Annotated in this window: 10 protein-coding genes; 5 read left to right on the plus strand and 5 right to left on the minus strand. The window is 60.9% G+C overall.

The window, feature by feature from the left end; genetic code table 11:
- The first annotated feature begins 290 nt into the window (after positions 1 to 290).
- The 3 genes from H6851_03725 to H6851_03735 all read left to right on the plus strand — a co-directional run bounded on the left by H6851_03725 (position 291) and on the right by H6851_03735 (position 5,302).
- The gene (locus H6851_03725) at positions 291 to 1,403 is read left to right on the plus strand and encodes a TRAP transporter substrate-binding protein (GenBank protein ID MCB9942717.1); all 1,113 of its coding nucleotides are present in this window, start codon (positions 291 to 293) and stop codon (positions 1,401 to 1,403) included.
- A 169-nt stretch (positions 1,404 to 1,572) separates the two neighbouring features.
- Positions 1,573 to 2,583: a TRAP transporter small permease subunit gene (locus tag H6851_03730; GenBank protein ID MCB9942718.1), complete on the plus strand. Its 1,011-nt coding sequence runs from the start codon at positions 1,573 to 1,575 to the stop codon at positions 2,581 to 2,583.
- Between the two features lie 55 nt (positions 2,584 to 2,638).
- Positions 2,639 to 5,302, plus strand: a complete 2,664-nt coding sequence (locus H6851_03735) for a TRAP transporter large permease subunit (GenBank protein MCB9942719.1) — start codon at positions 2,639 to 2,641, stop codon at positions 5,300 to 5,302.
- 578 nt (positions 5,303 to 5,880) lie between these two features.
- Here H6851_03735 and ggt read toward each other — a convergent pair.
- On the minus strand, positions 5,881 to 7,626 hold the full coding sequence (gene ggt / locus H6851_03740) for a gamma-glutamyltransferase (GenBank protein ID MCB9942720.1): 1,746 nt from the start codon (positions 7,624 to 7,626) through the stop codon (positions 5,881 to 5,883).
- A gap of 88 nt (positions 7,627 to 7,714) precedes the next feature.
- Between ggt and H6851_03745 the strand changes: the two genes are divergently transcribed.
- Positions 7,715 to 8,899 (plus strand): class I SAM-dependent rRNA methyltransferase, encoded by a 1,185-nt coding sequence (locus H6851_03745; GenBank protein ID MCB9942721.1) that lies wholly within the window; start codon positions 7,715 to 7,717, stop codon positions 8,897 to 8,899.
- Positions 8,900 to 9,030: 131 nt separating this feature from the next.
- Here H6851_03745 and H6851_03750 read toward each other — a convergent pair whose 3' ends face one another.
- Together H6851_03750 and H6851_03755 are read right to left on the minus strand one after the other, a co-directional pair.
- Positions 9,031 to 10,530, minus strand: coding sequence for a sensor domain-containing diguanylate cyclase (locus H6851_03750; protein ID MCB9942722.1), 1,500 nt, complete (start codon positions 10,528 to 10,530; stop codon positions 9,031 to 9,033).
- A gap of 175 nt (positions 10,531 to 10,705) precedes the next feature.
- Complete coding sequence (locus H6851_03755) at positions 10,706 to 12,310, minus strand: choline dehydrogenase (GenBank protein MCB9942723.1); 1,605 nt, start codon at positions 12,308 to 12,310, stop codon at positions 10,706 to 10,708.
- 130 nt (positions 12,311 to 12,440) lie between these two features.
- Here H6851_03755 and H6851_03760 point away from each other — a divergent pair, with 130 nt between their 5' ends.
- Entirely contained in the window at positions 12,441 to 12,812 is a 372-nt protein-coding gene (locus H6851_03760; protein MCB9942724.1) for a DUF1232 domain-containing protein, read from the plus strand.
- A gap of 15 nt (positions 12,813 to 12,827) precedes the next feature.
- Here the strand turns inward: H6851_03760 and H6851_03765 are convergent, their stop codons facing one another.
- Together H6851_03765 and alr are read right to left on the minus strand one after the other, a co-directional pair.
- Positions 12,828 to 13,562 carry an SDR family oxidoreductase gene (locus tag H6851_03765; protein ID MCB9942725.1) on the minus strand — a complete coding sequence of 245 codons (735 nt, stop codon included), beginning with the start codon at positions 13,560 to 13,562 and terminating at the stop codon, positions 12,828 to 12,830.
- A gap of 59 nt (positions 13,563 to 13,621) precedes the next feature.
- The gene (gene alr, locus H6851_03770) at positions 13,622 to 14,698 is read right to left on the minus strand and encodes an alanine racemase (GenBank protein MCB9942726.1); all 1,077 of its coding nucleotides are present in this window, start codon (positions 14,696 to 14,698) and stop codon (positions 13,622 to 13,624) included.
- Between the last annotated feature and the right edge of the window lie 27 nt (positions 14,699 to 14,725).

The following is a 14,725-nucleotide window of genomic DNA, read 5'->3' on the forward strand; positions in this document are numbered from 1 at the left end:
GCCCGGACATTATCGCCAAAAACGAAAACTGGCGAGAGCGTGATCGGTGGAATTTCATACCGATGGCATGTCAGTCATCGTCTCTCCTTCCCTGCGTCAGCTCATACGGTGCCACCGGCTTGTGCGCGACTGATGGTCGCCTTATGACTCTGGCACGCCTTGGCGTAGCGGCTTGAACCTTATTCAGGTCGTGTTCGTGTTCATTCGCGAGCTTGCAAACGGGACCGGGTGTTGTTTGATTGCCGCGGGACCCAAAAGATCAAACACGACAAAGATCGGAGGTTAAAATCATGAAAAGACGTGATTTCGTCCGTAGCACCGCGATAGGCGGCGCAGCCATCGGTGCAGCGGCGGCTGCTTCATCGAGCTTTCCCAAGCCGGCCATTGCCCAGGGGCGCAAGACGATGGTCATCGTCTCGACCTGGGGTCGGGACTTTCCCGGTCTCGGACTGAGCGCCCAGCGGCTTGCTGCCAGGATCACCGAACTGACCGAGGGAGCGATCACCACCGAGTATTTTGCCGCCGGCGAGCGCGTCGGCGCGTTCGACAGCTTCGACGAGGTCGCGTCAGGCAATGCGCAGGCCTATATCGGCGCTGACTATTACTGGAAAGGCAAACATCCCGCGTGGGCGTATTTCACTTCCGTGCCGTTCGGCATGACTACTCCGGAATGGAATGCCTGGATCAAGTTCCGCGGCGGTCAGGAGCTGTGGGATGAGCTTGGTGACGAATTCGGCTTGAAATGCCTGCCCTGCGGCGCGACAGGTACCCAGATGGGCGGTTGGTTCAACAAGGAAGTCGAAACCGCGGACGACCTCAAGGGCCTCAAGATGCGCATTCCCGGCCTCGGCGGTGACGTCATGGCCAAGCTGGGGGCATCGCCGGTTTCCCTTCCGGGCGGCCAGATCTACGAAAATCTCGTATCGGGTGCCATTGACGCCACCGAATGGGTCGGTCCGTACAATGATTACTTCCTCAAACTGTATGAGGCCGCCAAGTACTACTATTATCCCGGCATGCACGAGCCTGGCGGCGGCCTGTCGCTCGGCATGAACAAGGCATTCTGGGAGAGCCTCACCGACCACGAGAAAGCGATCCTCACGGCGGCAGCCAATGAGGAACTCGCAGCCCAGTTTGAAGAAACCATGGGCTTCAACGGTGAATATCTGAAGAAACTGGTCGAGGAACATGGCGTCGAACTGCGCCAGTTCTCTGACGAGATCTATGACAGTTTTGGCGAAGCTTCCGCCGAAGTATTCGCCGAGACACGCGAGCACAGCGATCTTGCTGCCCGCGTCGATGATTCCTTCCAGAGAAACCTGCGCGAAATCGGCGCATGGGAGGCCATCGCCGAGATTGCATTCTCGCGCCAGCGCAATCGCGTGCTGGGTATCAAGGGCTAGCCTGCCCGAGACGATACCGGGGAAGCTGCGGTCGGTCGGTTTCAAACCGGCCGTTGCTCCCTGCCGGAGGCGAAGATCAGGGAAAACCCGCAAGGCCAGACCGGCATGAGCCGGCGGTACCCGGAAAAACGGGGCACGCGGGAACCAATCGAAGCAGGGAGGCAGCTTCATGAATGCCATGAGTTCGGAATTGATCGACCGGCAGCACCTCTCGGATGGAAGCCGGCCTGCAGTGGCCGTGCGTCTGTTCGGCTGGTTGATACTTGGCACGCTCGCAGCCTTCCTTATCAACGGCTACCTTACCTACGTGCGCGGGTGGCCGGGTGCGGCTGCAGTCCTTCGTGGAGCTGGAGGAGCATTCCCATGGTTGCAGATCGCCTTGTACGGCGTGACTGCCGCCCTGGTGATTTCCTATGTGCTCAAGAGCAGCGATCTGCCTCTGCGCATTGATGCGCAGAGGATCACCCGTTTCAATGCCTGGCTCGTGCGAGCCGCCTTCTGGTCGGTTCTGTTCGTGGGCATTGTCGATGCGGCGATTTCCTTCCTGCGGGTCGAGGGCATGCTGGAACACTATGCCGGCGCGGCGCTGACGACCGAGCTCGGCCGTGCGCAATACCGTGGCCCGGTGGTTCACCTGCCCTTGATCGCCCTGGGTCTGGTGTTCGCCACATTTACCCGCACGCTTGGATTCACCTGGCTCGCACTGCTGGTGGTGCTCGCTGAATTGCTGATCGTGCTGGCCCGCTTCATCTTCTCCTACGAACAAGCCTTCATGGGCGATCTGGTCAGGTTCTGGTACGCAGCCCTGTTCCTGTTCGCCAGCGCCTACACCCTGATCGACGAAGGCCATGTCCGGGTCGATGTGCTCTATGCGGGCATGAAGGGCACAACGCGCGGCATGGTGAACGCGATCGGCTCGATCGTGCTGGGTGTTACCTTCTGCTGGACGATCCTCATCGTCGGCATGGGCAACAAGGCATCCATCATCATCAGTCCGCTGATCAATTTCGAAGTCTCGCAGGCGGGCTTCGGATTGTATGTGAAATATTTGATGGCCGGCTTCCTCGCGATTTTCGCCATCACGATGATGATCCAGTTTGTCAGCTACATGTTCGAGGCTGTCGCCGACTGGCGCGGCGAGCCGGGGGCACGCGAAATCACCGGATCCTCTGCCCACTGATTCTCCCGATACCCAACCGACGTGCCGCCCCGCGGCCGCCTCAGGGAAATGCCCGATGGAAATATACTTCCTGGTTCTCTTGATCCTGCTGATGGCAAGCGCGCTTGGCTCGGGCTATCCCGTGGCATTTGCCTTGCCCGGCTCCGCCATCGTCACCGTGTTGGCCGCTGCCGCCTCGGGCTGGCTGTTCGAAGGCAATATCGACGCCTATTTCGCCCATGGCGGCCCCGGCGAGTGGCTTAGTGCCGGCGTCACCAACCTGCGCGGCGTATACTGGGAGGTCGAACGTGACACGCTGATCGCGATCCCGCTGTTCATCTTCATGGGCATCATGCTGCAAAGATCGAAGATCGCCGAGGACCTGCTCGTGACAATGGCTCAGCTGTTCGGCCCGATCCGTGGCGGTCTTGGCATTTCGGTCGTGTTCGTTGGCGCGTTGCTGGCCGCCACCACCGGGATCGTCGGCGCCACGGTCGTGGCCATGGGCCTGATCTCGCTACCGGCGATGTTGCGCAACAACTATTCCAAGAGTCTGGCCACCGGCACGATTGCCGCATCGGGAACACTGGGGCAGATCATTCCGCCTTCCATCGTGCTCATCATCCTCGCCGACCAGCTTTCCAGTGCCGTCGACCAGGCGAGCACGGCGCGAAAGGCACTCTACAAGGTCAGCACGGGCGAACTCTCGATGCCATCGGAATTCGATGTGGCATCGACCAGTGCCGGAGAAATGTTCCTGGGCGCACTGGTTCCCGGTCTCGTGCTGGTGGCGCTCTACATGATCTATATCCTGGTGTATGCGCAACTTCGCCCCAGGGTAGCGCCCGCTGTTCACCAGGAAGGACGTTTCGACGGCGATTTCTGGTTCAAGGTGGCGATCACGCTGATTCCGCCGCTGGCACTGATCTTCCTCGTTCTCGGCTCTATCCTCATGGGTGTTGCCACGGTCAACCAGGCCGGCGCGATAGGTGCGGCCGGTGCACTGATCATGGCGGGGTACAGGCTGACGGAAGGTAAACGTGGGCAATATGTGCCTGCGATCATTGCCATAATCTCGCTCGTCGTCATCACCTATGTCGTTTCCACCCACGACACCAACATCAAGAACATCAAGACCGAGGCCGACGCTTTCGGCATCATGCTGGCCGCCGGCGCCGTCGGCACATTGGCGCTCTCGCTGCTGTGGAGCGGGATCCGGGTCATGCGCATCGACAACACCCTCCAAGCGGTGATGCTCGAAACGGCCAAGACCACATCGCTGGTTTTCATCATCCTGCTTGGTGCGGCGATGCTTACCGCGTCGTTCCGCGCGTTTGGCGGCGAGGATCTGGTCCGGCACTTTCTGGAGACACTGCCGGGCGGGTTCTGGAGCCAGTTCATCATCGTCATGTCGGTTATCTTCTTTTTGGGATTCTTTCTGGACTTCATTGAGATTGCCGTGGTGGTCGTGCCGATCGTGACACCGATTCTCCTGTCCGACCCGGCCGCCAACGTGACTGCGGTGTGGCTTGGCGTGATGATCGGTCTCAACATCCAGACCTCCTTCCTCACACCACCCTTCGGCTTTGCCCTGTTCTACCTTCGCGGCGTGGCGCCGCCCTCGGTTCTGACGACCGATATTTACAAGGGTGTCGTGCCGTTCATTGCCCTGCAACTCCTGGCACTTGCCATCGCCGGCTACTACCCATCGCTGGTCAACTATCTCCCGACACGGGTTTCCCTCACCTCGCAAACGGCTCCGCCTCCCATCAATCCAAGGCTGCAACCTTGCATCGAGGAGATGGTATTCGCAATCTACGCCAAGGATGAGGATCGATTGCGCAAGGCCATTGACGACATGGCAGGCATTGACCTTTCGACCCTGTCCGACGATGCGCGTGAATCGGTGGAAAAGGGCATCGAAAGTGCCCGTTCGGTATTCGACAGGGTCAAGGATGTCGAGACGGCCGTTGCCGAAGCCGAAGCCTTTGCCGTCGAATACCGCCCGATGCACCAGCATGTGAGCGATATCCAGCGGCTGGCTCGCCAGATCGAGACCGAGCTCGACGATTTGAAACGCGAGAGCACCCTTATCGCGGCCAACAGCAGCGACGAGAGCGCAGCAGCGACGCGAATGAAGGAACGCATTGTCGCACTGGAGAATGAACACGCAGCGATTGTATCGCAGATCCCCACCGAATGGCCTGACAAGCACAAGGCCTACCTGAAGATTGTCGGCACCGAGAACCGTGCTCGTGGTCAATATCGCAGGGCGGTGGATGATGCCTATTCGGGTATTGCGGAAGTCAGGCTGCTGCTCTCCCAGGCCGAGCAGATCACTGCCGTGCGAGGTGACATCGAGGCGTTGCGCCCGATCGTCGAAAGCGGCGATATCACCGCTGCCCAGGAGGCCATCGGCAAGGCCGAGGATACCTTGGGTGCGCTCAACGACGTCGGACCGATCCGCTCGCCTCTGTCGAAGGCGCGCCGCGCTCTCAAGAGCGGTCCTGAAATGCGTGAGGAAGCGCTTGGATTGCTCGACCAGTCATTGGAGGCGCAGGCTGCCGAGGCACAATGGCGAACCGCGGCGGCGGCATCCGTCGGGGCTGCGCTTGACGGCTATGATCTGGCCATCCGCGACACATTCGGGTTACGGCAACAATCACGTCTGGGGGAAGATCAGGCCAAAGAAGTCGCCGCCTGCATGTCACATCATCGCGACATATCGCTCAACTTCTGACTATATTTCTCCATACAGATCGTGCCTTTCGGGAGTCTGTCACCTTGGACTCCCGAATTGTGGATCGACGTGGAACCGAGGGCCTCTCCGATCGGGGTTCATGGTTGTCTGCAACACAGACAGGACCAGATCGCTTCGCCCCGCATCACGGCAGCGCGTCGGCCTTCCGCAAAACACTTGTGCTGCCCCGACGCATGCTCTCGGAACTCAAGATATCTGCTACATCCCCGACCATCTTGCCTCGACACGAAAATATCGGTCGTGATGCCTAGTTCATGTAAAGGCATGCCATGCAGCCAACGCAAAAAAAGGACCCGACGAGAGCAGGAAATTCTACCCTGCCGGATCCTCAAGGCCACTACGGTCTCAGACAATCACCGCTGTGGAAGGCAAATGGGGAAACCCGGTCAGGTCACGGCAGGCTTCCTCTCGCAGGCATGGTCCGCAGAACCTGGGGGCGGGATCAAGGAGGCTCTCCCGCCGTAATTCTTCACCCCACGGTCATGATGCTGACACGCTTCAGGATCCATGGGTGTGAAATTGCCGTGAGTTCCCCCGACACACGCAGTCACCGCCGCTCAGTCGCCGACGGCGATCCCCTCGCGCCTCGGATCGGCGCCCCCGCGCAGGAGCCCATCCCCAAGGATCTCGATGCCGTGCAGGCCAGAATTGAGATCGCTGATCTTGATCTCATGACCATGGGTAACAAGAGCATCCTGCAGCATTTCGGCGTCCGTGCCCGCCTCGAGCTCGGTCGGACCGTTACGGTTGACGAAATGCCCCATGGAAATGGCCGACTGGATATCCATGCCCCAGTCGAGAACGCCAACCAGCGTCGAAGCGACGTAGTTGATGATGCGGCTGCCGCCCGGCGATCCCACCAGCAGCACAGGCTTGCCGTCCCTGAGCACGATGGTGGGCGACATCGAGCTGCGTGGCCGCTTGCCGCCCTCGACACGATTGGCCACCGGCTTGCCATCAACCTCGGGCTCGAACGAGAAGTCGGTGAGCTCGTTATTGAGCAGGAAGCCGTGGGTCATGATACGGCTGCCGAAACCGGTCTCGATGGTGGTGGTCATCGATACGCCATTGCCCTTGGCATCGACGATGGCGAAATGTGACGTGCCAGGGCGTTCGACCTGCAGATCAGGCGACCACAACGAGGCATCCTTCCAAGGTGGAGTACCCGGCTCGGCCTTTGGCATCGCCTTGTCGACATCGATGAGGGTGGCCCGCTGCATCAGATAACCATGGTCGAGCAACCCCTGCGTGGGCATCTTCACATAATCGGAATCGGCCATGTACTGCCCACGATCAGCATAGGCGAGCTTGGCTGCCTCCAGATAGAGGTGCACGGACACCGGCCCGTAGCCCATGGCCCCCATGTTGAAGGGTTCGAGAATGCCCAGAATCTGACCAACGGTAAGACCGCCCGAGGTGGGCGGACCCATTCCGCAGATGTCATATTCACGATAACCGGCACAGACTGGCTCGCGTTCGATGGCCTCGTAGGCCGCAAGGTCGTCGGTGGTCATGATGCCGGGATTGTCTTCCGTGGCCTGCACGGCGGCCGCGATGTCCTGTGCGATCTGGCCATGGTAGAATGGCTCGCTGCCCTCATTCTGCAGCAGCCGCAAGGTGGCGGCGAACTCCGGATTCTTCAGGATGGTGCCTGCCGCCTTCGGGGTGCCATCCTCGTTGAAGAAATATGCCTTGGTCGCGGGAAACTTGTCGAGCGAACGCTCCTGCGCCTCGGCGATGGATGCCGCCAGGCGAGGCGAAATCTCGAATCCCTCCTCGGCAAGGTCGATGGCCGGCTGGAGGAGAACCGCCCAGGGAATGCTTCCATGCGCCGCGTGCACCTTCTCAAGCAGTTTGAGCGTGCCGGGCACACCCACCGAACGGCCGCCGATGACCGCATCCCACCAGTTCATGGGCTGGCCATCTTCCTTGAGAAAGTAGGTCCCGTCGGCAGCCATCGGCGCTTTCTCGCGGCCGTCATAGGTGGTCAGCGCGTCCTTTTCACCGTCCCAGTAAACCATGAACGCTCCGCCGCCGATGCCGGAGCTCTGCGGCTCGACCAGGTTGAGCATGAACTGCACGGCGACCATGGCATCGACGGCATTGCCGCCGGCTGCCAGCACCTCACGCCCCACCTCGGCCGCGTGCGGATTGGCTGCCGCCACCATGTAATGGCTGGTGGTCACGGCTTCCTTGTGGTCGACGGACACCGTATTCTCGGGCTGGGCCGGCGCCGTCGACTGGGCCCATGCCGTCGTTGCAAGGAACGTCGTGGCGAGGCAAAAGGTGCACAATCGGATCATCGATCTCACTCCCCCTTTTCAGGCTCATCGCTGCAAGCCTACCGCTCGCTGGCGATGATGCAACCTGCAGCTTTGCGAAGGACACGCTATGACTTATCCCACGGTACGGATTCAACCGGGCCGCGACAAACGTTTTCGTGCCGGCAGCCCTTGGCTGTATTCCAACGAACTCGTCATGGATGCGGCAGCCAAGGCACTCGAACCCGGCTCGATCGTCAGACCGATGTCGGAAAATGGCAAGGTCATGGGTGTGGCCCATTTTAACCCGCATACCCTCATCGCCGCACGCATGCTGACGCGTAACAAGGACGCCACCATCGATGCGGCCTTCTTCCGCCACCGCTTCGAGCGGGCGCTGAAGCTGCGCGAACGCTTTTACGACCGCCGCTGCTACCGCCTTGTCCATGCCGAGGGCGACGGCCTACCGGGACTGGTCGTGGACCGTTACAACAACGTACTCGTGGCACAGTTCAACACCGCCGGCATGCAGTCCCAGGCCGGCCTTATCTGTGAAGTGCTGGAAGGGCTGATTGCTCCCGCCGCCATCCTCGCCCGCAACGACGCACCCATACGCGAGCTTGAAGGTCTGCCGCTGGAGCAGGCAATAATGTCAGGCACGGCCGGAGCGGTGACGCGTATCAAGGAAAACGGCCTGCCATTCGAGGTTCCGCTGGCCGATGGACAGAAAACCGGCTGGTATTTCGACCAGCGTGAGAACCGGGCATTCATCCGCCGCATGGCCCACGGCGCGGATGTCCTTGATCTCTACAGCTATTCGGGGGGCTTCGGCCTGAACGCGCTCGATGGCGGCGCCGCATCGGCCCTGCTGGTCGACCGGTCGGAGCAGGCCCTGACGATGGCGCGCGCGAGCGCGGCCCTGCAAGGTAGCGGGGAACGGCTGGAAACGTCGCAGAACGACGTATTTCACGAAGCGGCGGCACTGATCGAGGCCAAACGGCGATTCGACATCGTCATTGCCGACCCGCCACCCTTCGTCCGTTCGAAGAAGGATCTTGCCACCGGTCTCAAGGGCTATCGCAAGCTTGCCCGCATGTCGGCTACACTGGTGCGCGAGCCGGGGTTCCTTGCAGTGGGCTGTTGCTCGCATAACGTCTCTATGACCGCCTTCGCCGAAGAGATCCGCAGCGGCGTCAAGGCAGCCGGACGCGGCGGGCGCCAGATCTTCGCTTCCGGCGCTTCCCCTGACCACCCCATTCACCCGGGCCTTCCCGAAACGGCCTATCTCAAGTTCATCGTGCTGGCTCTCGACTGAAACGGGCCTGCCAAACGAAACCAGCGGTATCGCCGACGGAAGTTGGCTCACTCGCCCGGTGGAAGCGTGACAAGTGGCGGAATGCCCCGTTCGAGGGACTTGCGTCACCAGAGCCTCCTCGACATTGGGAATTATGAGGTGCTGGCAAGAGATCTGCTGATGACGACGCGATTGCGACCGGATTTCTTGGCTTCGTAGAGGGCCTTGTCGGCCTGTTCGAGGCCCGTTTCGTGATCGCCGGCAGCAAAATTCCAGGATGCCACACCGAAACTCGCGGTCACCCGCAGCCGGGGTGCCGCAGCGACCTTCCAGTCGGCCGCCTCGACCCGCGCCCGAAGCCGTTCGGCGACAATGACAGCACTGCGGCTCGAGGTGTGCGGCAGCAGGACCGCCAGTTCCTCACCTCCCATCCGGCCAACCTGATCGATGCCGTCACGCAGAAGGTCCGTGATGATGGCGGCCAGTGTCTTGAGCACCTGATCGCCAGCGGCATGTCCATAGGTATCGTTGACATCCTTGAAATGATCGAGATCGACCATGATCACAGTCACCGGATAACCATAGCGAATGGCACGCTGGCTTTCCTGTCGCGCCCTTTCCTGGAAGCCCCGGCGATTGAGCAAGCCTGTCAGTTCATCGGTCAGTGCCAGCCGTTCCATCTTCAGTGTCTCGGCTTCGGCAGCCGTCAGCCTGAGTCCGAGCTCTGCGGTTCGCTCGGCCACACGATCCTCCAGCGACCGGCGTTCGATATCGAGTTCGCGCATCGCCTCGATCCGCCCGCGCTCAACCGAATGCAGAACCAGCGCTGTACAGGCAATGATGACGCTGTAGGCCTGAACCGCGAGGAAAGCCTGTTCGGTGACATCGCCCACGCCATGCAGGGTAATGACGAGGGCCGCGGTTATGGTGATCACCAGAAACACGGTGAACTGGACCGTGCTCTTGCGCAGGGCCAACCAGATGATGAGCGGCATGGTCAGCAACATCACCGGATAATGTCCCAGCACCTCCGGCAATGGCGTGAGGGACAGGAGCACCAGTGCACAGATGGCAAGAGCGGTGATCGATGCCGGCTGCAGGAGCGAGATTGGTCGGGAGCGGGTCACGAACCAGTTGGAAATGGCCATCAGCGGCGGTGCCAGCAGGATGACACCGGTCAGATCGGAAAAGAACCAGCGCCAGGCGATTTGCTGGGTGAGGTCGAAAGACAGGTTGAAACGCAAGGTTACCACGGCCGTACCGACGACCATGGCAATCAGGCTGAGTCCGGTCGCCGCCAGAACGAAGGCCGCGACATCCGCGGGGTGGCGCAACTGGAGTGCCGCCGGTCGCAGTTTCTGGTAGATGCGGGCGGAAGCCCACGTGGCCAGCGTGTTACCGGTGCTGATCAGAATGAAGTGCAGACCGAAGTCCAGATGGAAATAGCCATAGGCGAGATCGCCCAGCCAGATGGCCGGAAGCGCATGCCAGCCGAAATAGAGGATGGCCCAGAATGCGATGCCTGCCGCGGGCCAGATCGCCACGACGTCGAGATTGGCAAAGCCGACGGCAAACGAAAGCCGGATGATCGCATAGATCACGACGGCGATAAGCGACAGTTTCAGCTGCCGAAACAGATCTGCCCGTTTCAAGGCCTCTGCCACATTCCGGCCCTTTCATTCCCGGCGAGCCAGTGGGTATTCCCACCTTCGCACCATATTCTACATGGCAATCGTGAAGAAGGCGTTTATGAACAACGAAATGAATTCGTCGCCCTGCCGGCATTCACGACGCGGCCCACCCCGGCAAGAATAGTCCAGGAAGATATCAACGATTGTCTTCTGCGACCATCAGTGCCGCTTTTTCGGCAATCATCAGGGTTGGACTGTTGGTATTGCCCGACGTGATGGTCGGCATGATCGATGCATCGACGATCCGCAGGCCGCTCATGCCATGAACCCGCAACCGCGGATCGACCACGGCACGCGAGTCTCCGACAGGGCCCATCTTGCAGGTACTCACCGGATGGAAGATGGTGGTGCCGATGTCGCCGGCCGCCTTCGCCAGTTCCTCGTCGGTGGTCAATCCGGCACCGGGCTTGAGTTCGTCAGGCCCGAAGCGCTCGAAGGCGGGAGCCTGCATGATCCGCCGGGTAAGGCGGATGGCATCGGCCGCCACCCGCCTGTCGTCTGCGGTCGAAAGATAGTTCGGTCGGATCGACGGGGCGCTCTTCGGATCGGCATCGCGGATATGCACATGGCCGCGGCTGGTTGGCCGCAAATTGCACACCGAAGCGGTAATCGCCGGAAAATCGTGCAGCGGATCGCCGAACTTGTCCAAGGACAGCGGCTGGATGTGATATTGCAGGTTGGGCGTATCGAAGCTGTCATCGGACCTTGCAAAAGCGCCGAGCTGCGATGGCGCCATCGTCAGCGGCCCGCGCCTGAACAACAGCCAGTCGAGCCCCATCAGTCCCTTTTGCCACCATGTCTGCGCCAGCTCGTTGAGGGTCACCGCTCCCTCGACCTTGAAGATGAGCCGGAGCTGGAGGTGGTCTTGAAGATTCTCGCCGACACCGTCCAGCTCATGCGTCACGGCGATGCCGTGCCGTTGCAGAAGCGCGCCCGGACCAATGCCCGAGACCTGCAGCAATTGTGGCGAACCGATCGCTCCCGAGCAGAGGATTACCTCCCGGCCTGCGCGAATCTCCTTGGGAATGCCGTGTTCCTCATAAGCGACACCGACGCAGCGCCTGCCTTCGAGGAGAAGACGAGTGGTCTGCGCATGGGTGACGATGACAAGGTTTGATCGTCCCCGTATCGGACGCAGGAAGGCTTTGGCCGACGTCCAGCGTACGCCGCGCTTCTGATTGACGTGGAAATATCCACAGCCGTCATTGTTGCCGCGATTGAAATCGTCCGTCGGGGGGATGCCCGTCTCGGCCGCCGCCTTGCGGAATGTGTCGAGGATATCCCAATGCAGGCGCGGCTCCTCGACCCGCCACTCTCCGTCATCACCATGCAGTTCATCGGCACCGGCGAAGAAGTTCTCCGAATGCCTGAAAAGCGGCAGGACATCGTCCCATGACCAGCCGGGATTGCCCATCTGTCGCCACCGGTCATAGTCGCGAGCCTGCCCCCGCATGTAGATCATGCCGTTGATAGAGGAACAGCCTCCCAGCACACGGCCGCGCGGATAGTTCAGCGCCCGCCCATTGAGGCCAGGGTCGCTGTCGGTCCTGAAGCACCAGTCGGTCCGCGGATTGTTCTGGGTGTAGAGATAGCCGATCGGCACATGAATCCACGGATAGGTATCGTGTCCTCCAGCTTCAAGCAGGAGCACGCGCTTCGAGGAATCGGCGGAAAGACGGTTCGCCAGCGCACAGCCGGCCGTTCCGGCTCCCACGATGACATAATCGAATGCTGCCTCCACGACGTCCCTCCTCTTCATTTCTCATAACGATTAGACTTGACGTCCTCGCATGCCAAGGCTTGCCATTGCCGCCGGATGGTTCCGGCAGGAGAATGCCTGTCGACATGGTTGAACCAGAAGCCGGAGAATCATGCAGATATCTCATGTCACGGACTGGTCGAGAGGTATCAGGCGCGACGTGACGGCGCTTTGGCGAGCTGCACGCGACCCGCGAACTCCGTGGTATGCACGATGGCTTGCCGCTGCGACCGCGGCCTATGCCCTGAGTCCGATCGACCTGATCCCCGATTTCATACCAGTCCTGGGCTATCTGGACGATCTGGTGATCGTCCCCCTCGGGATCGTGCTGGCCATCAGGCTCATTCCACCGGAAGTCATGGCCGAGCACCGCGCAGCTGTTGTTCCAACCGGGACCGGGCCGACAGCCCGGCTCGCTGCCGCCGTCATCGTCGTCATCTGGATTGCCACGGCCGGACTCTTGTTTTCATGGCTCCTGTACTGATCGCCGGAACGCGGGTCAGTAGACGTCCTGTCCGCCATTGACCGGGATTTCCGCACCGGTGATATAGGAAGATTCGTCACTGCACAGGTAGAGGATGGCAGCGGCGACCTCCTCCGGCGATCCCAGCCGCTTGAGCGGGATGCGCTCGACAAGCTTTTCGGTCCCCGGCGACAGGATCGCGGTGTTGATTTCCCCCGGACACACGGCATTCACGCGAATGCCCATATGCGCCAGATCGGCGGCGAGTTCGCGCGTGAGCGCCGTCAACGCGGCCTTCGAGGTGCTGTAGGCCGAGCCGGCGAACGGATGAACCCTGCTCCCGGCTATCGAGGTGATATTGACGATGGCTCCCCCCGTCCTGGCCAATAACGGTGCGGCGGCACGACTGAAGAACACGGGAGCGATGAAATTGATGGCGAAGGTCTTCTGCCAGATGGAAAGATCTCCGTCGAGACAGCCCAGACGCGAGCCATCTTCTGCCTTGGGCGAAAATCCCGCATTGTTGACCAGAGCATGCAATTCGCCACCGTCGAGAATCGCATCGAGCTCACGCATGGCCTCATCGAGGGCACCTGTCTGCGAAAGGTCGATGGTGATATGCGCATGGCGCTCGTTGCGCGGGCATTGCGGTGGCACGCCCTCACGGGAGCAGGTAATCGCCCGCCAACCCTTGCTGACGAAATGCTGAGCCGTCGAATGGCCGATACCACGCGACGCGCCGGTAATGAAAACTGTCTTGCGCTCGTTCATGCTCGATATCCTCGGGCAGATAACTGGAGCCCATCATATCGGGCAAAAGGGCGTCCGTATCAAGCGAGCGTGCGAAAGCGAACCCGAGCGGTGACCCCGCACAAGAGCTCATAACCTATTGTACCGGCGGCATCCGCCACTTCCTCGACAGGCAACCCCTCCCCCCACAAGGTCACGGGCGTACCCACCCGCACCTCGTCGCCGAAGCCGTCGAGGTCAATGGCAATCATGTCCATCGACACCCGCCCGACAATGCGGCTGCGGCGGCCATCGACCAGTACGGGCGTCCCTGTTCCGGCATGACGGGGATAGCCGTCGCCATAACCTATGGCGGCAATGCCGATGCGGTGATACGACACCGCCTCCCACGTACCGGCGTAACCCACCCGATCACCGGGTCCAACGGTTTTCACAGCAATGAGTGCTGTCCTGAGAGTCATGACAGGCTGCAGACCGTCGCCGATGCCAGTACGCCCATCCATGGGAGTGACACCATAGAGCATGATTCCCGGCCGGACGATATCGCCATGCGCGGCCGACCAGCCGATGAGTCCCGCAGAGTTGGCTATCGACCGCCGGCCCGGCAAGCCGGCGAACGCCCGTTCGGATACTTCAAGCTGTTCTTCCGTATCGCCTGAGGAAAGGTCGTCAGCCGAGGCGAGATGACTCATGAGTTCGATGGCACTCACCTGATTGCAGGCTCGCAACCGCTGATAGGCTCCCGCATAGTCCGATCGCCGAAAGCCGAGCCGTCCCATGCCGCTGTCGAGCTTGAGCGCCACCGCCAATGGCCGCCTCAGTCGGGCGCGTTCGAGCATGGCGACCTGTCCCGGCTCATGCACCACAATCACGAAATCGTGATCCGCGCACAGATTCAGCTCGCTTTCCTCGAATACACCTTCAAGCAACACAATGGGCTGCCTTGCACCGGCCTCACGCAAGACTATCGCCTCCTCGATGGCAGCCACGGCCAGCCTCGGCGCATCCGCAAGGGCGGGCAGTATGCGTACGGCACCATGACCGTAGCCATTGGCCTTGACCACGGCCGTGACTTCGGCACCATCAGCCAGCCTGCGCGCCTGCGCCAGATTATACGTCAGCGCCGCAAGCGAGATTTCGGCAACAGCAGGTCTCATAGACCCTCCAACCCGAACGAGAACGTG

The organism is Geminicoccaceae bacterium (assembly GCA_020638465.1).
In the GTDB taxonomy this organism is placed as follows: domain Bacteria; phylum Pseudomonadota; class Alphaproteobacteria; order Geminicoccales; family Geminicoccaceae; genus JAGREO01.